Annotated in this window: 12 protein-coding genes; 1 reads left to right on the forward strand and 11 read right to left on the reverse strand. The window is 36.1% G+C overall.

The annotated features are described in order from the left end of the window. Positions 1-4 precede the first annotated feature (4 nt). The 9 genes from PL77_RS22825 to PL77_RS22865 form a co-directional block, all read right to left on the reverse strand. Positions 5-3,322 (reverse strand): DUF5107 domain-containing protein, encoded by a 3,318-nt coding sequence (locus PL77_RS22825; protein ID WP_044210686.1) that lies wholly within the window; start codon positions 3,320-3,322, stop codon positions 5-7. Positions 3,323-3,764: 442 nt separating this feature from the next. Next, complete coding sequence (locus tag PL77_RS22830; protein WP_044210695.1) at positions 3,765-5,030, reverse strand: MFS transporter; 1,266 nt, start codon at positions 5,028-5,030, stop codon at positions 3,765-3,767. A gap of 1 nt (position 5,031) precedes the next feature. Continuing rightward, entirely contained in the window at positions 5,032-6,573 is a 1,542-nt protein-coding gene (locus tag PL77_RS22835; RefSeq protein WP_052444658.1) for a glycoside hydrolase, read from the reverse strand. Positions 6,574-6,579: 6 nt separating this feature from the next. Beyond that, entirely contained in the window at positions 6,580-8,160 is a 1,581-nt protein-coding gene (locus tag PL77_RS22840; RefSeq protein WP_044210718.1) for a glycoside hydrolase, read from the reverse strand. Positions 8,161-8,165: 5 nt separating this feature from the next. Continuing rightward, positions 8,166-9,743, reverse strand: coding sequence for a RagB/SusD family nutrient uptake outer membrane protein (locus PL77_RS22845; RefSeq protein WP_044210697.1), 1,578 nt, complete (start codon positions 9,741-9,743; stop codon positions 8,166-8,168). A 12-nt stretch (positions 9,744-9,755) separates the two neighbouring features. Next, the gene (locus PL77_RS22850) at positions 9,756-12,782 is read right to left on the reverse strand and encodes a TonB-dependent receptor (RefSeq protein WP_156152500.1); all 3,027 of its coding nucleotides are present in this window, start codon (positions 12,780-12,782) and stop codon (positions 9,756-9,758) included. Positions 12,783-12,797: 15 nt separating this feature from the next. After that, entirely contained in the window at positions 12,798-14,225 is a 1,428-nt protein-coding gene (locus PL77_RS22855) for a hypothetical protein (RefSeq protein ID WP_156152501.1), read from the reverse strand. A gap of 728 nt (positions 14,226-14,953) precedes the next feature. Next, positions 14,954-15,751, reverse strand: coding sequence for an inositol monophosphatase family protein (locus PL77_RS22860; protein ID WP_044210701.1), 798 nt, complete (start codon positions 15,749-15,751; stop codon positions 14,954-14,956). Between the two features lie 42 nt (positions 15,752-15,793). Beyond that, a complete protein-coding gene (locus tag PL77_RS22865; protein WP_063769045.1) occupies positions 15,794-17,353 on the reverse strand; it encodes an arylsulfatase in 1,560 nt (519 codons plus the stop codon). A gap of 532 nt (positions 17,354-17,885) precedes the next feature. On the opposite strand from PL77_RS22865, the gene PL77_RS22870 reads away from it, so the two are divergent. Next, entirely contained in the window at positions 17,886-18,788 is a 903-nt protein-coding gene (locus PL77_RS22870; protein ID WP_044210703.1) for an AraC family transcriptional regulator, read from the forward strand. 176 nt (positions 18,789-18,964) lie between these two features. On the opposite strand, the gene PL77_RS22875 is transcribed toward PL77_RS22870, so the two are convergent. Together PL77_RS22875 and PL77_RS32080 are read right to left on the reverse strand one after the other, a co-directional pair. Next, positions 18,965-20,854: a sulfatase gene (locus PL77_RS22875; RefSeq protein WP_082026693.1), complete on the reverse strand. Its 1,890-nt coding sequence runs from the start codon at positions 20,852-20,854 to the stop codon at positions 18,965-18,967. Between the two features lie 181 nt (positions 20,855-21,035). Continuing rightward, positions 21,036-23,597, reverse strand: a 2,562-nt coding sequence (locus PL77_RS32080) for a hypothetical protein (protein WP_172665930.1), incomplete at its 5' end; no start/stop codon positions are given.

A 23,597-nucleotide genomic window follows, 5' to 3' on the forward strand; every position in this document is an offset into this window, starting at 1 on the left:
CTAATTAAACACTTTCTTCTACTTGTTCTCCATTCATTTGAGCATGAAGACGAGCTCCGTAATGATAAGCATCTGTATCCAAAATAGTCTTGAATGAAGCCTCTGCTTGTTCACCTTTTGCTAATCCTAAATTACCCAAAGCAATTAGGTAGTGACAGTGTAATTCATGTCGAATTTGTAAGTCTTCTTCAAAGATCAATAAATCTGGAAGAGATACCGCGAAGTAATCCATTTTGAACGGCACTTGTAATTGCTCCTCACCATAGTTCACCAACTTATTGAAGCGTTTTTCTGCCTCAGCTGTATTATTTAGCTTGATTAACGCCATTGCTTGATAGAAGATCTTATCTGGCTGTTGATCATTATAATACATTGCAATTACCGGCTCACTTAATCCAATTGAAGCAAGTGTCCAGAATTTTTTAGCATTATCAAGATCACCTAAACCTTCGTAAGCACAACCCATCCAATAGTTAATGTCGTTTTCTTGTGTACCGAATAATTTACCTTCTCCTAAGTTTTCAGGATATTTTTCAGTGGCTTTTAAGAACTCAATTGCTTCTGCAAATTTACCTTCTTTAATGGCTACTTTAGCTAATTCAATGTTCGAAATCAGATATTGACCAGTCACTTTACCTTCACCACCTTCCCATGGATGGAACTGTCTGTTCATGATCAATTCAAGTGCTTCAGCATATCTACCAAGCACGTTTAGAATCGTCAATCTTTCTAAGTAAAGATCATCTCTTTGCTCTACAAGGCTAAGGTTTTCTTCAAGTTTCTGTAATCTGAATTCAGGTGTATGGTTGAGTTTTTTATACAATTGATCCAATTCCATAAATACTCTTGCATCGGTCTTATCTAATTCAAAAGCAGTTTCTAAAGATTGAAGTGCTTTCTTAGACTCGTTTAATTTATTGAAATAACCTAACGACAAGTTTCTATGTACTGTTGGGAAATTGAAATCGATATCTCTTGATTTTTCTAAGCAAGTCATAGCATCATCATACTGACGGAATGAATACCAGATATTGCCTAAGTAGTACCATGCTTTAGCATCAGAAGTATTCCACTTTTGAGTAACTTCCTGAAGAACAACCAATTCCTCTAATTTGTTAGGGAAACAATAATCAGCAGGCTGTTGTGATGCTTTTTCAAGTAAAGTTTGAGCTAACTCTGTATTACCCAAAGCCATATGGTATGAAGCTTCAAAATACAATGCCATAGGGTAAATTGCTCCCTCTTTATTCGTGTGGATTGAAGTTAAAGTACATGCATTCTTGTAGAAACCAGCATTTGCATAATCCAATGAGATTTCGATAAAGTTATGTACATTATCTCTCATCAAATCGACCAATTGATTCTTCACTGCTACATCGAAAGTCAACAAGTACTTTTCGTATAAAGCACCGAAGTTGAAACGGTCCATTCTAAGAGATTCTTCTACTAAAGCTAAAGCCTCATTCGTACGCCCCACCTCTCTCAATAACATGATTTTTAGGTGACGTGCTTTATGGTTTAACCAGTTTTTCCAAAGTGATCTATCCACTAAATCTAAAGCTTTGTCTAAATCTCCTCTTTTCGCATCGATTTGAGCACATTGGAAGAAACCACTGTCTTGCCAAGCACCATTCCAAGTGGCTTTAAAGAAAGAACCGTAAGCTTCATCTTCTTTTCCTTGGAACCTCTGACTTAGACCCAAGTTGAATAATGGTTCACCATCATATGGGTTAGGATTTCTTTCCGTAAGTGTCTCAACCGCAATTTTTAAATACTTTTCTGCCTCTGCAAACTTACCTTTACGGATTAAGTACAAGCCCATAGCATTGTTATTTTGAACACTTGACGGCTCTCTTCTTAATGCTTCTAAGTAATAATCTGTAGGATTATAAGTGGCGTGACGGTATTGCTCTAAGTGCAAACCTCTTAAGTAAAGTTGTTCGATAGAATCAATATCTTCTGGATCTTTTGCTGGGTTGGCTGATTCAGGTACTTCTCTATCTGCTGCGCTTCCATCCAATTCGAAGTTGACTAGCTCAATGCCTTTTTCAGTAAGTACTTCTACTTTGATATCTTCTAACGCGATTAACTCCCCAATAGACTCTTCAAAGCTCATTTCAGGAGAAAGGTCTAAAGTATACTCTTTCACTACCTTGTCTTTGCTACTTACAATGATCTTCGCATTATTGTACACTGAAGTAACATATACTCTTACCTTCGTTTTACCGTCTTCTTCTTCCACATTGATCATTGCCTCCTTAGTCGCATTTTTCACTACGCCAAGGTCACGGTATGGCATAAAATACTGTTTGAAGCTCTTCTCCTCATATGGTTGTAACCAAGTAAAATCAGGTTGATTGTCTGTATATACACCACACATTAATTCGATGTATGGACCATCTGTATCTGTCAAGTTTCTATCCCATGCTCTACCGAAATCACTATGTCCCCAAGTCCATTGTTTCTTACCTGGTGATTGGTGATGGTCTGCCACGTGAAGCATACCGCCTTTCGAATCGTTTTCATAGCCACCTACAAAGTCATACTTTGAGTTTACTGCCATGTAACTTGTTGGAACAGGAATGTTTTTATATTTGGAAATATCTACTCCCGCAGAGTAATCTACTTTGTAATAAGTTCCTTTTGCAATTGGGTATTCAGATACATCTCTCTTACCGTGATCAAATACTGCATTTACATCTGGTGGGAATACCGATTGATAATCGTCGTTTACTTTTACGGCTGGATTGGCCCACCATAAAAATGTTTGCGGTTGAGATGTTCTATTATAAAGTTTAGCATGAATCTCTAAGTAAGCCTTATCAGGATGTAACGTAAACCCTGCCATACCTTTAGTACGGAACATTCTTTCAATCTCACTACACCATACTGTCACACTTCCGTCTTCGTTTTCTTCGATTAAAGAGTCTACTTTATCATAAGTAGTTGGACGGTGATGTTGCGGCCAGTTGAACTCAATACCTCCAGAAATCCAAGGTCCTGTAAGTCCAACTAAAGCAGGTTTAATTACTGAATTATAATATACAAAGTGACGCTCTTTTACTTTGTCATACGCCATTTGTACTCTACCTCCAAGCTCAGGAAGGATCATGATTTTGATATACTTGTTCTCAATGTAAACAGCATTCCAATCTTTGTCTTTCTTCTCGTCCTCAATCTTCTCAATTACAGGGTAAGGATACACTACTCCACTACTTCCTTGGTAAACTCTTTTCTCTAAGAAAATAGGGTTCTTTTCTGGTTTTCCAATCTCATACGTAGGTATACTCACTACCTCTCTCCAAGCTTTTACTTTTTCCATGATATATATTAAAAAGGATTTTTTGAATCTGTTTTAGAATGATCTTTTGAATAGCTATTTCATCAATTATTACATTTCAAAAGTAGTAGGATCTACACTTCTTTGACATAGGCGTTTTTATTTCTTTATGGACAATTCTTGCATACCATTTTATCCATTATCAAAAAGTCACAATACCGCCTCAATATCAGGTATTTACAAAAACGAAAAACCTATTTCAAATGAATGAAACAGGCTTTAAAATGGCTTTTTCTAGCATAAAAAGTGTTAACTATACATATACATTGAAATTGCCTCTCATTTTACATTGGTTTTGCTTTAGCTAATAATGATTTGTCATTGAAACACTCTTCTTGTAAGTGAGTCACATCTAATCTATTATTCTACATTATAAACCATCTATTATTTTTCTATCTAAGTACCAATACAAAAGCAATTAAGATTATTCCTCGCTTTGCACCTTGCTTCCATTTAAAGCATAGAATAATAAATATGCTTCTGAAAGCACTACAATGATCCATGTCCATTGCCAATTACCACCAAGAGCATCTGCCATTATGCCTTGTACCCAAGGTAAAATGGCTCCTCCGGCAACACCAATCATTAAGACTCCCGAACCTTTTGCGGTATAAGAACCCAATTTATGGATGGCTAATGTGAAAATAGCTCCCCACATCACAGAATGAAGTAAACCAATACCTGCAATCAACCATAGTTGCTCTGTTAACATTGCTCCTAATGATAATGCTACTGCTATTCCCGATGTAACTGCTAACTGAACATTACCAGAAATATTTTTTAAGAAAGACCCTAAGAACCTTCCGGCCAACATTCCACTCCAAATTAATGTCACCATTACGGCATACACTTCTTTTTCAATCTGAAGACTTTGGGCATGCAATACGATATTAGAACCAATACAAACTTCTGCTCCTACGTATACAAAAATGGCAATTACTCCCAATCTCAAATGTCTAAAACTCCAAATGCTTCTATCCCCCGCGTATTCTTCTTGTTCAGCATCCTCCGATGGATCAGGTAAATGAAGCATTTTTAAACCAAATGCGATCAATACTACAATACCTGCAAATACACAAAGTGGAATGATAATATCTGATACTTGAGGAATACTACCACCAAAAACAATTGATGCAACAAATAATGGTGCTATTGCAGTACCAACGGAATTAACCGCTCCAGCAATAGTAAGTCGGGTAACAGCACTTGTACCAGAAACTTCACAAGCTGCAATAAATGGATTGCTAACCGCTTGTAATATTGAAATTCCACACCCTTGTAGGAATGCTCCGACTAGAAATATGATGTATGCTACAGGGATCGTCGCATCTGAAATTTGCATGGTGCCTAGCCCTTCATTTAAAACGGCGGAAGTTGCTTCAATCAATAATGAAAAAGCTGCAATACCCAGCCCAATCATCAACGTTACCTTGTGTTTGTATTTTTCAATAAGGAACGCTGATAAATTACCTGTTGCGGGGTATCCCATAAAAAAGGCAAATACTATTAATGTGGTTAAGGTATTTTTTAAACTATTGGATTCAGATAAAAAGGCTTGTTGCAATGGTGCTAAAAACTGTTGGTTGACTACTGTTAGAAAACCAATCAGGAAAAACAAACCTACCATAATTAACAATGGTACAGTGTAGTTTTTCTTCTCTTTTGATGTTGCTTGTGCTATAGCTGACATATTATTTCTTATAAATAAATGTGGTTACTGATCTTTTTGGAATGGTGTTGACTTTTGCTGATGCTTTTAAATCGTTCTCCGCATTGGTTACATAAACTTCTTTCAACTGAAATGAAGGATCACTTATTGAAGGTGTAAAGGCAATATTTTCTTCTGATAAATTGGTATACACCACCACTAATTCATCTTGTTTTGGGGAAAGGAATGAAGTCCCAACCACTGGTAGTTCTGATGTTATATTTATCTCCACTCTTTCATAATTAGGGCGGATAAAACGGCTGTAATTTCCCAACGCCCAAAGCGTTTTGTGAGCGATATGTGTTCCGCTTTTTCGGATATCGGCTTCACTTCCTCCTTCAGGAATTACTTCCACCAAACAGAATCTATTCTTATGATTCCATCTGATCAAATCCATCGCTGTCCAATACGACCATGAAGTGACATTGGCATAGTTTAGATCATGATTAATTACATTGGACATCACCAAAGCAATATCCATGGTTGTTGCTTCTTTATAACCCGGAAAGTAATCATATTCTTTGCTCAGCATACTCCATTCTGTCTGACACAACTCGATATTATTTCTTTGAGCAACTTCCAAAGCTAAACTTCTTGACTCTTCCATCTCTTTAAAATTTCTATCCAGCCAATAGCTATGTGCACTAAAAATGGGTTGAACGGTTGGTAAATTTTTGATGGAAATGGAAGACGTATCGCTAAAGAAATCCTCTATCTGATTACTTCTTTCTCTTTCACCTTTTACTTTATATAGATATTCCCAATCTGCTGCTTCACCCAACATTATCTTAGAATTGATTCCTCTGCTTACAAACACACTGTCTATGTTTTTGACAAAGTGAAAGATCTCTTCATTGTGTGCAGGTGTTCCTTCTTGCCCTTTGGTGTCCCAATTGTATTGTGGCTCATTGACGGGGCTTAGTAAATTAAAATTGATACCTTCTTTTTGAAAGTGTTCAATGACATTAGCAATGTAAATTGAATAATCTCGGTAGCCGTCTGACTTGATATTAAAATTGGTTCCTCCAGGAGAATACCCTTTACCATTGTTGGTATAAGTTACCTCCGGTGTGATGCTGAACAATACAAAATTGTCAACTCCTTGTTTTACTGCTTTCTTTGCGAAAAACTGTTGGCCTAATTCTTTGTTCCAATTGTATGAACCGTCCTTTTCTAAAAAACTTTCGCTTCTTCTTGTAGGGTCTTTTATGTCACTTTCCTCACCCAACTCTGTTGTTCCTCCACCAAGATTAAAACGCCAACCTGATAATCCGATGCCTTGAGGTTGTCCTTTCTTGATTTTTTTAGAGAAAAATAAATCTGCAATCTGCTCTTTTTCTTTTTTATCCCAGTAAGTACCAACCCAGTTTCCTGCCCAACAATCTGAAGCAGAGAAAAACGCTAATTTTTGAAACTTCTTATCCGTATTAATCTCAATTTTAGTTGAAGAATCAGCTGGAGGATTGTTCCCCCAGCTGAATTGGTTTAGGATAAAAAGTATACTTATCAACAATAAGTGTCTCATACTTTTTTATTTATAGATTACCGTAGTTACTGAACGTGGTAATAATTGAATTTTTCGCTCATCCTCCTTGATATCTTCTTTATAAAGATCTAAGTCATTGCTTGTTATATAAGACGTTACAGGAGTCATATTATTTTCCATTTTAGCTTCGATTCCAATATATTGAGGGCTCAAATTGGTATATACTACCACCACTTCATCTGAGGCAGGAGAGACAAATGCCGATGCCAAAATGTTTGCATCACCATCAATATCCATTTCAACTCTTTGGTAATCGGGACGTACAAAACGGCTAAAGTTACCAAGTGCCCAAAGTGATTTTGTGGCTGTATGAGAACCTGAATTTTTGATATCACCATATTCTCCATCTGAAGGGGTTACTGAAATTAATAGGAATCTATTTTTATGTCCCCATCTTTCTTGGTCCAAGGCCGTCCAGAATGACCATGATTTTACATTGGCATAGTTCAAATCATGGTGAATCACTTTCGCAACTTGGAGGGCTACATCATTATAAGAGGCTGAACCATGACCAGGGTGATCTTCAAAACCTTCACCTAACAAACTGTACTCTGTCTGGAATAAACTCAAACCATATTGAGAGGCTTTAGTTAAAGCAGATGATCTTGTATCTCTCATCTGCTCTGCAGTTTTATCAACCCAATAACTATGTGCTGTAACAATTGGAGCAACATGAGTGAAGTTTTTAATACTAATATCAGACTTATCACCAAATAAAATCTCGATCTGATTACTAATATTCTCATTACCTTTCACCTTATAAAGGTATTCCCATGACCCTGCTTCACCTACTAATAATTTAGTATCAATATTATTTTCTGTAAATGACTGATCTAGAGCTTCTACTATAGTATATATTTCTCTATTTGTTGCAGGAGTACCTTCTTGTTTTCCTTCATTCCAAGCATACTGAGGCTCATTTATAGGACTAAGATATTTAAAAGAAATCCCTTCGCTCTTGAAATGTGTAATAACATCAGAAATGTAATTAACGAAATCAGGTAGTTTACCTTCTGCTAGGTTGAAATTCACTCCACCTGGAGAATAACCTTTTCCATTTTTTGTAAAAGACACATCAGGAGTAACACTAAACATCACAAAATCTTCTACACCATATTCCTTCGCTTTTCTTAGGAAATATTGTTGTCCAACTACTTTGTTATAATCTGGAGTACCATTCACAAGAAAAGATTCACTTCTTCTTGTTGGGTCTTCGATACCACTGTCTTCTCCTTGATCAGCTGAACCACCACCTAAATTAAATCTCCATCCACTCAAACCGATACCTTTCGGTGAGTTACCTTCCATTTCTTGAGAGAAAAGAAGTTCTGCAATTTCAGCCTTTTCGCTTTCATCCCAATAAGTACCTACCCAGTTTCCTGCCCAACAATCAGATGCCATGAAGCTTTCTATTTTTTGTTGTTTAGCACCTAACTTGATATTTGCTGAAAGCTCTCTATCATTAGGCATTTTTGGTAGATCATGGTTCGGTTCAAAAACATACTTCTCTGTACAAGCTCCAAAGCCAAACAATGATGCTAAAATCGCTATTTTAATCTTTTTCATTTTCATTAGAAATTAGGGTTTTGGTCAATTGCTCCATTTGATAATTGTACCTCGATGTATGGAATCGGGAAGAGTAAATCTCTGTTTTCTTGGAAATAATACCCTTTATTACTTGCCTCTGCTTGGTTAGCCAGCTCATACTCATCTGTAGAAACTTCCGTATTGTATTTTACAAATGAACCATTAGGTCCAAATAGATTACAAATTACCTTCTTGCCGTTGTCAGCATCCCATCTTCTGATATCATCAAGGCGATGGAACTCCCCTGCCAATTCTAATCTTCTTTCCTTACGGATTGCATCTCTAAGCGCTGTACCCGATACACTCACTGCCTCAAGGTTCACTCTCTGTCTTACTCTATTTAATTGAGTTTTAGCAGTACCTTCATCACCAGCATGATAAGATGCTTCAGCATGCATTAATAGCACATCCGCAAATCGCATTAGTCTATGATTCAATGACTGAGTGGCGTTGTTGTAAGGTGAAATTCTTTGATTAACTGGAATGTAGAATTTTCTATTGATTCTTCCTGACTTGTGCTTTGCAGAGCTAATTACAATCGCAGATTGATCATCATCTCCGGGTACATCATCACCGTCTTTGGTAATGGTCCACTTCAGACGTACATCATCGCCTTCATCTAAAAAGGCATTTTCTAAATCACTGGTTGGTAAACACCATGACCACCCTGAGTCATCACGAGAACCTGTCAATACCGAAATTTGAGAACCTAATCCAAATTGAGTATCCGCCATAAATTGTGCTTCAAATACGCCTTCAACACTGTTATCATGATCTACATGCCACACTTGACTAAAGTCCGGTAACAAATCATACTCTCCAGAATTGACTAATTGACCTAAAATATCCTTCGCTTCAGCATATTTTTGTTGGAAAAGGTATACTTTACCCAAGTAACCCATCGCTGATCCTTTGGTTGCTTTTCCTCTTTTATCCATGCTGTATTCACTTCTCAATGGTAAATCTTCGATGGCATCTAAAAGATCTTGCTCAATGAATGCATAAACATCAGCTACTTGATCTCTCTTCTTTCCAACCACTTCTTCAGGAAGCATTACACGGTCCATAATTGGAATACCACCGAAATCTTTTACTAAATCAAAATGGAAAAATGCTCTTAAGAATTTTGCTTCTGCAATCATTCTTTTCTTATCCTCTTCATTTCGAATAGGAGCCCCTTCAATACCTGCAAGGGTACTATTACATCTTTGAATACCTTTGTATCTATGCTCCCAGAATTCCTCCAAAAGAATGTCATATTTAGGATTCATATAATGAGAAACTCTTAGGAAACGTACTGGGTCACCAGTGGTATTTCCCATCCAGAAATCATCACTTGCCATATCTCTGGCCGTGTAAAAACCTGCTACAGGCCACCATCCGCCAGTGAATAAACTTTGATAACAACCATTGACGGCCATCTCACATTCTTCAGCTGTTTTGTAATAGTTGTCTTGCGTTTGAGTTCCTAATACATCTTGGTCTAGGAACCTTGAACATGAAGTTACACTCGTTAATGCCAATGCAACTAAAGCAACTTTTAATATATTTTTGATTTTCATTTTTAAACAATTCTAGAAGTTAGCATTAATACCAATTAGGAAAGTTCTAGGAACCGGGTATGATAAGTAATCAATACCGTATGCTGTCGCACTACCTGCTGATGCTGTTTCAGGATCTAAACCTGAGTAGTTTGAAATCGTAAACAGGTTTTGTGCAGATAAAGAAACTCTCACTCTGTTATCACCCGTTACTTTCTTTGGCAGTGTGTATCCTACTTGTAAGAGTTGTAATCTTAAATACGATCCGTCTTCTACATAGAATGATGAAATCGTGTTGTAGTTTTGGTTAGGATCACCCATCGATAATCTAGGATGAGTGTTAGACGTTCCTGGTCCATGCCAAGCCGAATTATAAGTCCCTGCCCAAACGTTTTGGTCTTTTGTACCAGACATGTAATTAAACTTGGTAGTGTTGAATACATCGTGACCAAACTTACCATAGAAATTAGCTGTTATATCAAACCCTTTGTATTCAAGGCCTAGATTAAGACCTAACATAATTTTTGGGGCTGGGTTACCAATAAATGTTTGGTCATCTCCATCAATTACACCATCGCCATTGAGGTCTACAAATCGGATATCTCCAGGTCTAGCATTAGGTTGCATCAGTTGACCATTTTCATTGGTATAAGAGTAAACTTCCTCCCAAGTTTGGAAAATACCATCCATTCTATGACCATAGAATAAACTCACTGGTCTTCCCTCTTCAGTTCTTGTAATTGGAATTCCTGCTAACGAACCATCAAGATATGGTGCACCTTCTACTAACTCTAGTGCTTTTGACTCTACTTGTGTTAAGTTTAAACCAATGTTATATGTCAAATCTCCTTTTGTCTCTCTCCAGTTTACAGTAAATTCAAAACCTTGTGATTGCATACTACCAATGTTGGCCCACAATCTTGAATTGGTGTTCGGGTAACCTAGGTACAATGGATTATCCTTTTGCATCAACATATCATGTGATGTTTTTCTAAAGATATCAGCAACAAATGTTAAACGGTCATCGAAGAAACCAACATCTACACCAAGGTTAAAATCTTCTACTGTTTCCCATCTTAAATTATTATTCCCTACAGATTTCAAAGCTGTACCTGGTACTCTTTCACCATTAAAAGTATAATCAGCATAACCGATCAAACTTAAGAAAGCAGAATTTGAGATTGATTGATTACCCACTTGTCCCCAACCTGCTCTGATCTTTAAGTTAGATAATGTCTCACTGTTTTTCAAGAAGTCTTCCTCGCTGACTCTCCATGAAGCAGAGACTGACGGGAATACACCAAATTGTTGATTGGTTGGGAATTTTGAGGAACCATCTGCTCTTAGTGATGCAGTAAGGTAATACTTGCTATCATAGTTGTATTGGAAACGACCCAAGAAGGAAACTAATGTAGCGATTTCTGCATTACCCGAACCGAATTGATCACCAATACCTGCACTTACATAATGGAAGTTAGGATCGTTAGAAGGTACATTTGTTCTACCAGCTTGCGACCAATCACTTACAAATTTCTCCATAGTAAAACCACCCAAAGCATTGATGCTATGTTTCCCAAATTCCTTAGAATAGTTGACTGTGTTGGTCCAGTTCCATGAATAATTTAATCTACTCGTTCTGTAGATTGAACTGATTTCGCTTTGTTCAAAATTATCAATAAAGAATTCCGGTGTAAAAGCATTTGTTTGTTGGTAATGACCATTGATACCGTATTGCGTTTTGAACTGTAAGCCCTGAGCTAAATCATAAGTCAAGTAAGAGTTTAATAAACCTCCAATAGCTTTACTATTGTTATTGTCTTTCGCTCTACTTACTACGCCTGCAGGGTTCCAAACTTGGCTATTGTAAGAACGTTGGTAATTATTGTAGGGGTTATCATCCCATTCTTCTTCAGGTCTATATACAGGTGTTGTGGGATCCATTGTCATTGCTGATTGTAATGCATTCGGTGAATTTTCCCAGCTTTCTACCCTTGGTGCGAAATCAACTCCAAAACTTACCTTCTCATTTACTTTGTAGATGGTATTAAATCTTGCTGTGATTCTATCATAGTACCCTGCATCAAACTGAGAATTTTGCTTGTAATAAGATACACTTCCTGAATATTGTACTTTCTCTGCTCCTCCTTGAAAACCTAAATTGTAGTTTTCTGTTACAGCAAAATCATTGACCACTTCATCCCACCAATCTGTACCTTCTGATAAATCACTCAATGGGTTCCAGCCTGGCTGAATTCCATCATTTAATCTATTGGCTTTATACACCATTTCATATTCTTCAGCTCCGGCCATTTGTGGTTTTTGCATTTGTTGTAAACCCATTGTGGCTTTGAAATTAAACTTCATTGGGCCTTCCTTACCTTTCTTCGTGGTAATTAGGACTACACCATTAGAACCACGTGTACCATAAATTGCTGTAGCTGAAGCATCTTTTAAGATCTCCATACTTGCAATATCATCTTGGTTTAAGAAATTGATATTGTCTCCGACAGGCATACCATCTACAACAAATAATGGATTGGAACCATTGATAGTCGTCATACCACGAATGATGATACTTGGAGCGGAACCTGGATTACCAGTTGAATTGGTAATCTGAACACCGGCCGCCTTACCTTGTAAAGATTGTAATGCGTTGTTGGTTGTATTGGTTTGTAGATCTTCTGCATCTACTGAACTGATCGAACTGGTTAAGTCTGATTTTTTGGCTGTACCATAACCAATTACGACTAGTTCTTCTAGCTCTTCTGCACTAACTTCTAATGAGACATCAAAGAATCTTAAACTACCAACTGTTATTTCTTTTTGCTGATAACCAATATAAGAAAACACTAATACAGCACCTTCCTCAACAGTCAATGTAAATTCTCCATCAAAGTCAGTAGTACTACCATAAGTAGTTCCTTTAATCAAAACATTTACACCAGGTAATGACTCACCCATTTCATCTTTTACTATACCCTTGATCACCTCTTGTGCGAACAGAGTGTTAGTGGTCAGTACTACTATGAGTACTGACACTAATAATTTTATTCTTTGCATGATTCTTAGCTTGTCTTAGTTGATTAGATAGAATTGAGATTTTTTCAGATGGGAATCAAACACATATCTATATTTCCCTGATGTAGAAATAGTCATGTTGGATGGGTCTTCTCCACCACCCTGAACGTTGTAGATAGGGTTTGTACCACTGTTCCATTTCCAGTATCCTTTAGGGTACCACCATCCCCAAGGATGATAAGAACATAAGAACGGTGCAATTGTATTTCCTGCGGTGAGGTTCATCTCAACTGACCAACGATATTTATTTTCAGCATCTCTAGTCATTTTGGCCCCTTGTCTTGGTGTCCAATCATCATAACCAGGAATGTTTCTACCAATCACCATCAACTCTATGGCAAAACTTCCATAATCTTCTGTCATGTGCGTTCCCATCGGATCTTCCTCTGTTGGAGTGTACTTATCCACTTGATAAGTCATCTCTTGAATATTGATGGTGATATCGTAATACCCCACTTCTGGAAGTACTATTGGTAAAGAAGATAAAGTACCATTTTCATCCATCATAAGGCTACCTGTATGATCTGGGTCCACTCCATAAGCATAAGGTGCAAATGAATTTTGAGGAGCGAACCTCAATTCAGTATTTTCTTTTTCTGCGTAATAAGCCACTTGATACGTATAGTCCATTGGTTTGTTCATCAACATAGGACGGCCCAATATGGCTTGTCTGAATTGTGCCTCATTAGAGAAGTCCACAAGGTACATCGATGGGAAGTTTGGAGTTTCCTGTACTTCCAAAGTCCCTTCTGCTATCACTGTGTTTTCTCCATGATCCATCACTGTAATGGTGATTGGGTGTACACCAATTCTATTACCTACTAAGATCTCTTTGTTATACACATATGATTTAGGGTCTTCAAAATCTGAAATTTGTTCGGCATAGAAATCTCCAATTTCAATATCAATTGAAGCCAGTGACATATTATCAGCCACTTCAAAATACAAATTCAAAGAAGCTGTACTAGAACCAATCAGTACATTTTCTTGAGGAGGTGTCACTGTAAATTCTGGAGGTGTGAAATCAGCATCCATCGTTACAAGTACCTCTGTTTCTGTCATTCTGTTCCCTAGATCATAAACTTGTATGGCAATAGGATATGCCATTCCAGTTAGTGTATCTTTTGAGAAGATTTCATAGAATAAATCATATTCATAAACGACAGTATCTTTACCACTAAGAATAATATCTTTGTTTAAAAAGAGACCTTCGTTCTCTAAATGAATACGGTCTAGCCCATCGTTATCCTTAATTAAACCTTCTAGCTTAATTGTCGCTCCTGGCTCAATCTTTATATGAGTTTCGTTCATTTCAATTTCAGGAGCCATCCCATCCACATCTTCAAAAGTAGTGTCATTTTTGTTACATGACATTGCTAGAAAAAGTGAACTCAGAAAAATTAATTTGGTAAATAAATTTCTCATTTCATTTCATCATTAGATGTTTAAAAAAAATTTTGATTGTCAATTTGTCTCTACTTGCTCAATTATTAGTTCTTATCAGGTTGATTTATTTTGATTAGAATTCGAACAATTTTAAATAATAATAGTCTTCAGTTTTATGTTATACTATTCTTTGGTTTGATAGATCTTATACCCCTGATAAAAGTCATAAAACTCTATCAAACATAAGACTTGTATACACCAAGCTTGTAGAATTCAGAAATAAACAATTTATTGAAAGTACTACTGCAGTATTCATACTTGTACTAAATAGCAATTCATTCCTACTTACCTTTTCCATTTTTGTATAATCGAACTATATTCTTTAGTAATAATTTGATATAGAGTAGAATAAAATTCTCTCTTGTAATTTCTAAATCGATCATTCTTAGAAGTTTTAAAAGAATTTGGTTGATTATAAAATATGCAAAGGCTTTGTAGTTCAGTCTATGTACTTGCCTTTATTAGTATACTCACAAATGTACATCATACATTTATCAATAATAATGGTCGAAAGTACAATTTTATGGACAAAAAAAGCATCAGATTTATAGGGATGTTTTTGTCCATATTTATTACCCAATAAACTAAATTTTCATTACGCCTAAAACGGTATTTTCAATTCCTCGGTCTATAGTTTCATATAAAAATTACCCAACAAAAAAGCCCACAACATTAGCTGCGGGCTTTCACTACACTATACTATTTTGCTAAAAATAGTTTCTTACCAAATCTGAAAATGTCTTATAATTTGAAGAGTTTGCTGCTATAATTTCTTTACCAAACAAGTAGTTATCTTCTCCTTGGAAATCTGTTACCATACCTCCTGCTTCTTGAACCAGAAGAGTTCCTGCTGCCACATCCCATGGGTTGAGATTATATTCATAAAAACAATCAAAACGACCTGCAGCAAGATAGGCAAGATCAATTGCCGCCGCCCCCATTCTTCTTATTCCATGGGTATTTTTCATCAATACTTCCAGTAGCTCCATATAAGGACGTATTCTAGTAAAATCAGTTTGAGGAAACCCAGTCGCTACTAAACTTTCTTCTACTGTTTTTGCATTAGACACCTTCAAAGGAACACCATCTAAAAATGCTCCACCTCCTCTGTAAGCATAAAAACACTCTTTACTATTTGGTTCATAGACCACCCCAACCTTTGTTTCTTTTTCATAAATCAACGCTACACTTACCCCAAATAAGGAAACATCATGTACAAAGTTGGCAGTACCATCTAAGGGGTCAATCACCCAATTCCATCCTTCAACATTTGCCTCACCTGTTCCTTCCTCTGCTATAAACCCTGCTTCAGGAAATAATACTGAAAGCTTTTCAACTAGCATTTCTTCAGCCCTCCGATCTACATATGAAACTAAATCGTTCTTTCCTTTCTGTTCTACGTCAGAATAGTTAAAGTTCTTCTTTTCGGTCACTATAAATTGTCCCACTTCTTTGGTGATTGCAATGGTACAATGACATATTTTAGCGAAGTCTTTTGGTTTCATTCTTTTCTAAATTTGAAGTTCTTATGATCACTCTGCTGAAAATTATCTCAAATGATTCACTTTTAAATTTTCCAATAAGTCTTTTAGATCTAGCGCTTTTTCTAACTCAATGCTATATAAATTGATGGTTTCTGCAGGATCACTTTCTAAATCAAAAAGCTCATACCCTTCTATTTTTCTTTCAGCAAATGATTTACCCCAAGTATGTTCGGGATGCAATTCTATCAATTTCCATTTTCCTTTACGAATCGCCAACCCAGGTTTTAAACCTGTTGCTTCTTCGATAAGAATTTCAGCACCTTTTTGATCCTCTCCTTTTAGTGTATTCCATAAGTTTCTGCTATCTGGAGCACTGTTTGGAGGTAAATCCATGTTAAGCATCCCGGCCAAAGATGCTATCAAATCAGTCTGACTAAACAATGCATCACTCACTCCTGACTTGATCACACTAGGCCAACTCACTATAAATGGTACTCTCGTTCCTCCTTCAGTAATTCGGTATTTTCCTCCTGCATAAATACCCGAAGCATCATGCCCTCTATCTACCTCCTCCAACATATCTACACAACCGTCTTTATAACCACCGTCTTCATAAACAGGGCCATTGTCACTAGAAAAGATCACCATTGTGTTGTCTTCAATTCCTAAGTCCTTTAACGTTTTCATTACTTCACCCACACACCAATCCAACTGTACCATATTATCACCTCTGTAACCTAATGAAGTACTTCCTCGAAATCTAGGGTGTGGTATTCGGGGTGCATGAATATCACTTGTTGTAAAACTGAGAAAAAATGGTTTCTCATGATTGTCCTTGATAAAATTCATGGCTTTAGAAAGTAAATCCATTGCCATATTTTCATCACTCCATAAAGCACTTTTTCCTCCTCTCATATACCCAATCCTTCCCACTCCATTAATTACGGAACAACTATGCTGACGGTCACCTTCATAAAGTGTTACTGCTTCAGGGTTTTGAATTGCATCAGGATAAATCGTACCAGGAACATTTTTAGGAATACGTTTCCAATAAGAGACTGTAAGTGGATCATCGGCAGAAAGATTAACAACATTTCCATCTTCAACATACACACATGGTACCCTATCGTTCGTAGCTGGAATAATAAATGAATAGTCGAAGCCTAAAGAGTTAGGTGTCCCGTTGATCTCTTTATTCCAATCTATAGTTCCGTTTCCAAGACCTAAATGCCACTTGCCTACAATGCCTGTTTTATAACCTGCATCTTGAAATAAGTTAGCAAGCGTATACTGATTCGTTTTGATAAGCATTTTGGAATCTCCTTGCAAAATAGATGCTTCTGGATTTCTGAAAGCCAATTCTCCTGTAAATAAAGAATACCTAGAGGGAGAACAAGTAGCCGCAGCAGAATGTACGTCTGTAAACTGAATACCCCTTTTAGCCAATTGATCAATATTTGGAGTTGGAATCAATTCTGATCCATACACACCTACATCACCAAATCCAACATCATCGGTATAAATCATAATGACATTGGGTGTCTCTGTAACTTTTGAACATGCTGAAAAGTAAGTAGTAAGTAGTGTAATCAGTATATAAAAATTGGTCTTGAAAATGTTCATTTCAACTAAAGTTTTATTGACTATTGTACTCACTTTTATAATTATCAAATGCCTAAAAAAGGTGATATTATAATTGTGTTTACAACAAATTAAAGAATTAATACGCTCACATAAAATGGAGAATTGAATCAAAAAATAGAGATTTTTAGAGTGTCTTATATATCTAAAATAGTAGTGCTTATTTCACTCTATTTATTTAACATTTTTAATGATAGTATATAATATCTTTGGTTGTTAATGAAGTGGTTAAGTTATGATAGATGCCTTATAATTAATTATATTTGCTAATAGATCCACTAATCTATTTTTTAGTTTGTTTGTAGTATGACCACTCAGAGGTTCACCTTAAACTGTAACTGATCGAAGTCCATTGACATCGCTTATTGATTACTAGAAACCAATATTTACTTAACCGATAAATTATTATAATACTACCTGCCTTTTAGGTGAATAATTACAAAAGCATAACTAACAAAAGTAGGGGATCATTTTTTATAAATAGATATTGATTAAGACTAAACTTAGATCTGAAATGAAAAAGAAACCAAAAGGATTTGAAGGAGAGATAAATATTAACTACAGTGATGATATGATTAATCTTTTACAAAAGAAGCCCTTTTTCAACTCCATTTTTATTACTGATATTGGTTATTACCCAAAAGCATTATATCACTTCCGAAAAAGAGATCAAGGAGCTGATGAGTGTATTTTAATTTACAATATTTCTGGAAAAGGTGTTGTCTCATTCAAAGGGAAAGAGCATACATTAACTTCCAATGAAGCGATCATAATCCCAAAGGGTGTGGCACATTCATATCAGAGTGATGAAAATGACCCTTGGACCATTTTTTGGATACATTTTTCGGGAAATGAAATTCACATCTTCAGCGACATTATAGGAGAAAAGATCGCCTTTGATAATGAGTCAAACAGCAAATACAAAGATCGTATTAAGATGTTTGACGAAATAATCTATGTATTAGAATCAGGTATGTCTAATGACAATATTGAATATGCGAATATGATTTTTGGTCACCTGATTTCTTCATTCAAATATACCAAACAGTTTAATCTAACTGAAGCGAAAAGACACAACCGAATCATTAGCAGAACGTTAGAGTATTTTAATAATCATATTAATTCAACTGTCAATATTGCTGATCTAGCAGAGCTCAATGAAATTTCAGTTTCCCACTTCACCCGTGAGTTCAAAAAACATCTTAATAAAACCCCTCTAGCTTATTTCAATGAATTGAAAATTGACAAGTCGTGTGAAAAACTGAAGTTCACCAACCTTAGTGTTAGAGATATTGCATACAGTTTAGGTTTTGAAGATCAATTTTATTTCAGCCGTCAATTCAAAAAAATAAAAGGAATGTCACCAATCAAATACCGTAATGAAGTGACTTCTTCTCCAATTGAAAATATGGCTTAATTAACCACATCTAGAAAAAGATAAACTTAAAAGTTATTACTCCACTTAATTCAAAAATATAGAATCGAAAACACAATACTTTTTATGTAAAAAACTTCTTATGAATAACATAAGAAGTTTTTGCTTACAAAATATATATGAAATGAATAATTTAAAGCTTAATTACTCTACCATAATTACCAGTGATATTGATAATATAATGCTTCATCAAAGCATAAATACTTATAAATATCAATACTTTCAACCACTAAACTGTTGTTTTTCTTTTGACTTATGACATCAATATCCTCTGAAAAAGTCAATGCTTTTTCTTTCGGATAGTAGATAATTTCTTGTAGTGTCTGATGTACTAAATAAGGATTCTGATGATGCAGATATCTTTGTAATACTTTTTTAGACTCATCAGAATTTGTAACTTTATAAAGTATAGAAGCTATTACAATTCTTGATGGAGCAAAAGTATCTGAAAGTGCTTCCTGAACTTTATTTTTATTTGAAACTATTACTTCTTGTGTTTGAGCAGATATTCCTAAAGCAGCCCAATATCTCACGATTGGGTCTTTACTTTGAAGTCCTTCCAGTTGTTTTGGTAATGCTTCAACACCTTCTCCTGCTAATTTTGCCATTGTATAAACGGATTCAAAATCATACTCATCTGTATTCTTGTAGTCATATGCCGTTGTTGTTTTTGCTAATGAATCCAATACATATTCTGGTAAGAAATGAGCGTCCTTCATAGAAAGTAATTTTTGATCTAAAGCATTACTTAACCGCTCCAATGTTTTTACATATTTTGGATCATCAGCCAAATTGTTTGTTTGCCAAGTATCCGTTTTTAAATCATAAAGTAATTCTTGAGGTCTCTTTTCGAAAGGTTCACTTTGTACTTTGTTTAATGTCCCTTCTTCCTCGTAAGAACGTATCAACTGACGACTAGTGCTGTAATCAAAATACTTTTGCCAGCTATATTCCGGTTTGTTTGGGTAAAATACTCTTGTATAATAATAACGACCATCAGAAACCGAACGTGTCAAATTAATCGACTCTCCAGATCTGTCTACCGATGAAAAGGCATACTGCTGTGGTTGTGGTTTTTCACCTAAAAATGGCTGCCCAGTCATATACTCAGGAGCATCGATCCCTGCCAATGCTAAAACCGTAGGTCCTAAATCCTCAAAAGTAACTGTTTGGCTTGTCGCTTTTTTATTCTTAAACGGATTAAGGTGTTTGTATGCCTTGGGAATAATCACTGCCATAGGTACTTGATGTCCTAATGCTGATCCAAAAGATTTTGAACGTAATGATCCTCCTCCGTGATCAGCATATACAAAGATGATGGTAGACGCTAGAAGATCATCATTACGCAAATGATTCATAAGTGTATCCACTTCGTTATCCGTCTTCTTTAAGGCATTATAAGTACGTGCCAATTCTTTACGTAACTCTGGTGTATCCTTATAAAAATCTGGAATAATAATATCAGCATCGGCAACTATTTCATGATCTTCCAATTTGTCCAAAATCCTTTTCTTATAATCATCATAAGGGTTTGTAAAAGTTCTTGATTGATGGCAGTTATTGAAATTAAAGACTGAGAAAAACGGCTGTCCTTCTTTTCTGTTCCACCACCCTGCTTTTCCACTACTTTCTGTCCATGCCTCATCTGACAATCGGTTTAGCGCTGAGGTATTATAGTCCTTCTTATAATTATTGGAAGTATGATACCCTGCCTGCTTCAGATAATAAGGAAAAGGTTTTACCTCATCTGGAATAGGATAAGCGGAACGATGATGCCCTGTTCCATAAGCATTTGTCCTTGTCCCTGTTATTATCGCATAACGGCTAGGTGAACAAACTGCACCTGTAGAAAAAGCCGCATCAAATCTTGTTCCTTGGTTGATCAATTCATCAATAACCGGAGTTTTCACCGCTGTATTGCCATAGGCCTTAAAATATTGAGGAGACATATCTTCCATTACAATCCAGAGAATATTGGGAGGGGGTGGTTCCTGTTGTTTCCACGGTGAAATAAATAATAAAAGCGAAACTAGTATATGGTTCAACATGATTGATAATATGTTTTAGATCTCTATTCTTTTACACAAAAATAGGGAACAGAACACTCCACAACAATAGTTAATCATACACTTTTATGGACAAAAATTGCATGCTCTATCAATGGTATTCGGAAACAACAAAACCCCACCACTAAAAAGCGATGGGGTTTAATCTATTTATATAACCAAGTTACTGTCTTGCTTCAACTTTTCTCAATTGGATATTATCCAAGTAGAAGTCATGCAAACCGTCTAACTTCATATCATTTTCTTTGAAGTTCATCTTTATGGCACCAAATGCGATAGTCTTCAATGAAATTCTTTGTCTTAGTGTTACCCACTCACCATATTTCATATTAGGGAACTCACTGAAATCCCAAGGTACATTGACAAATACATCTTGATCTACCGTATCATCATTAGTCGATATGTTTGTTCTGATGATATCGATAGTACTTGAACCTTGAGGAATGAAAACATCAATGGACATCTCATATTCCCCTTCTTCCAAAGCAAAGGAGTTATTTAACTTTGAAGTATTGAATTTATGTGACCTATTACCAGAACTATTTAAATCAAAAGCAAAGTGCATACTCGCGTTTCCTGTTGAAGCGGTTGTAGTTACTCTTTCGATTTTTTCTGTTTCCTTTGGATTCTTCAAACTAACATACCATCCTAAAGCCTCGTTCGGTGTTTCTTCAGCTGCTGCTGTTTCAAATCCAGACATCTGCACATCCATATAAGAAACTACACCATCCATTGTTACATTTTCAGCAGTGAAAGCCGATAATGGAACTCCTAAAGCAGATTGAATTTTATCTCCTGCGTACCCTACAGTAATATCATCTGAATTAAAATAGCTTTCCACAAGGTAGATTTCTATTCTTTTGTTATTACCTTCTGCCACCTTGACTTCTGAAATTGTGGCGTTATCATTTGAATAATTGGCTTCAATATTTTGAATGCCTACTGTAAAATCATTTAATACATCAGCGGAAGTGAATGATGCAATTTCATGCGATGTCTCAAAATAAATTACACCACTGCCACTGTCTATCACCTTACCTACTTTTACAGTTGCTTCATTTTGAACCTGCTTTACATCAACAGTAGCTTTTGATGTATAATCCAATGATGCATCTTTATATTTTTCATGCTCTTTTCTTTCCACCATTAATGCAATGCTTAAATCTGCCCCCGTAGTAGCGTACATCACCTCAAAAGAAGCTTCACTTGAAGTCACTTCTGTTACACCATTATTGATTTTCCAAGTTCTTCCTGTTGGCTGACCAGTAGATTGATCTACAAATGTTAATCGATCACCCTCAGAAATTTCGATTACTTTTGAAACCTCTTCCTCACCAACATTAAGAGTATGGATTGGTGTCGATAAATCATCGTTTTTATAGATACTGAAAGCCACTTGCAATTCCTCCGAAGTAAATACCTCGATGGCTAAAGGAATCTGAACTACCACGTCTTCAAAACCCTCTTTAGATAAAGTAAGTTTATGACCTGAAAGTGATGGATTGTCTTGCTCAAATAATACTTCAAATGAAGCAGTTGTTGCAGTTTGTGGAGCTCCATTGTTGACTGACCATGCCAACTCTACTCCTTCAGACGCCATCGTTTTGAAAACCAAAGACGTTCCATTTTCCACTGCAATCGACTTACTCTCCCCTACTTTGTCTGCTTCAATTTCGTATATAGGAGTTTCTAAATCCTCCGCTAAAAATACTTGTATGGCCGATGGTTTTGGAGGTTGTTCTGCTTTGATTACTTTCACTTTTACCGGAATAACCACCTTCTCTGTTAAATCAGGATAATTCGAGTCTTTTCTTTCAATCACTAACTCATGTACAGAGTATTCACCTTCAGTTTTAAACACTGCCTCTGCCGTTTTACCTTCCAAAGTTTCTTCTTCAACACCGTCTAACATCCAATAAGTATCTGTATACAATTCTGTATTTGTATTATTGGTTAAAGTTAAAGCTTCTCCTTCTTTCAATTCAACTGTTGCCCATTCCTCTTGATTCTCAGGAATATCCTCACCTTCATTCAATTCATACACTAATTGATCTGCATACATTACTGTAAAAGCCGGCAATAATTCTGGCACTAATTTTTTGATAGTGATTGTCAATGGAAGGTCAATCTCAACAGTCTCATGTCCCTCTTTCGTCAATGTTAAGCTATGAGATGTTAACGCTTCTTGTGGAGTATCAAATAAAACTTCGAAACTTGACGTAGAGCCTGTTTGAGTTTCACCGTTATCAATTGACCATTCTAACATTGAACCTTCTGTCGCTACAGCCTCAAACACCAAAGTTGTTCCTTCTTCTAATTCTAAATTTTGGCTTTCTCCATCTTGTCCGTCTTCAATTTCATACAAAGGTGTAGTGAGATCGGTCGATAAATAAACCTTGATACCGGCGGTTAATGGATCTAGAACCTCCTCATTTACAGTGATTGTCAATGGAATTTCAATCTCCACTGTCTCATGTCCTTCTTTCGATAATGTTAAGCTATGAGATGTTAACGCTTCTTGTGGAGTATCAAATAAAACTTCGAAACTTGACGTAGAGCCTGTTTGAGCCTCACCATTATCGATTGACCATTCTAACGTTGAACCTTCTGTCGCTACAGCCTCAAACACCAAAGTAGTTCCTTCTTCTAATTCTAAATTTTGGCTTTCTCCATCTTGTCCGTCTTCAATCTCATACAAAGGCGTAGTGAGGTCGGTCGATAAATA

The sequence above is a fragment of the Flammeovirga sp. OC4 genome (genome assembly GCF_000812565.1).
Taxonomy (GTDB): domain Bacteria; phylum Bacteroidota; class Bacteroidia; order Cytophagales; family Flammeovirgaceae; genus Flammeovirga.

Excerpts from the sequence above, each read along its gene's own strand:
- PL77_RS22860 (WP_044210701.1), bottom strand. The coding sequence starts at position 15,751 with ATGAAACCAAAAGACTTCGCTAAAATATGTCATTGTACCATTGCAATC.
- PL77_RS22830 (WP_044210695.1), bottom strand. The coding sequence starts at position 5,030 with ATGTCAGCTATAGCACAAGCAACATCAAAAGAGAAGAAAAACTACACT.
- PL77_RS22835 (WP_052444658.1), bottom strand. The coding sequence starts at position 6,573 with ATGAGACACTTATTGTTGATAAGTATACTTTTTATCCTAAACCAATTC.
- PL77_RS22855 (WP_156152501.1), bottom strand. The coding sequence starts at position 14,225 with ATGAGAAATTTATTTACCAAATTAATTTTTCTGAGTTCACTTTTTCTA.
- PL77_RS22825 (WP_044210686.1), bottom strand. The coding sequence starts at position 3,322 with ATGGAAAAAGTAAAAGCTTGGAGAGAGGTAGTGAGTATACCTACGTAT.
- PL77_RS22850 (WP_156152500.1), bottom strand. The coding sequence starts at position 12,782 with ATGCAAAGAATAAAATTATTAGTGTCAGTACTCATAGTAGTACTGACC.
- PL77_RS22845 (WP_044210697.1), bottom strand. The coding sequence starts at position 9,743 with ATGAAAATCAAAAATATATTAAAAGTTGCTTTAGTTGCATTGGCATTA.
- PL77_RS22870 (WP_044210703.1), top strand. The coding sequence starts at position 17,886 with ATGAAAAAGAAACCAAAAGGATTTGAAGGAGAGATAAATATTAACTAC.
- PL77_RS22865 (WP_063769045.1), bottom strand. The coding sequence starts at position 17,353 with ATGAACATTTTCAAGACCAATTTTTATATACTGATTACACTACTTACT.
- PL77_RS22875 (WP_082026693.1), bottom strand. The coding sequence starts at position 20,854 with ATGTTGAACCATATACTAGTTTCGCTTTTATTATTTATTTCACCGTGG.
- PL77_RS22840 (WP_044210718.1), bottom strand. The coding sequence starts at position 8,160 with ATGAAAAAGATTAAAATAGCGATTTTAGCATCATTGTTTGGCTTTGGA.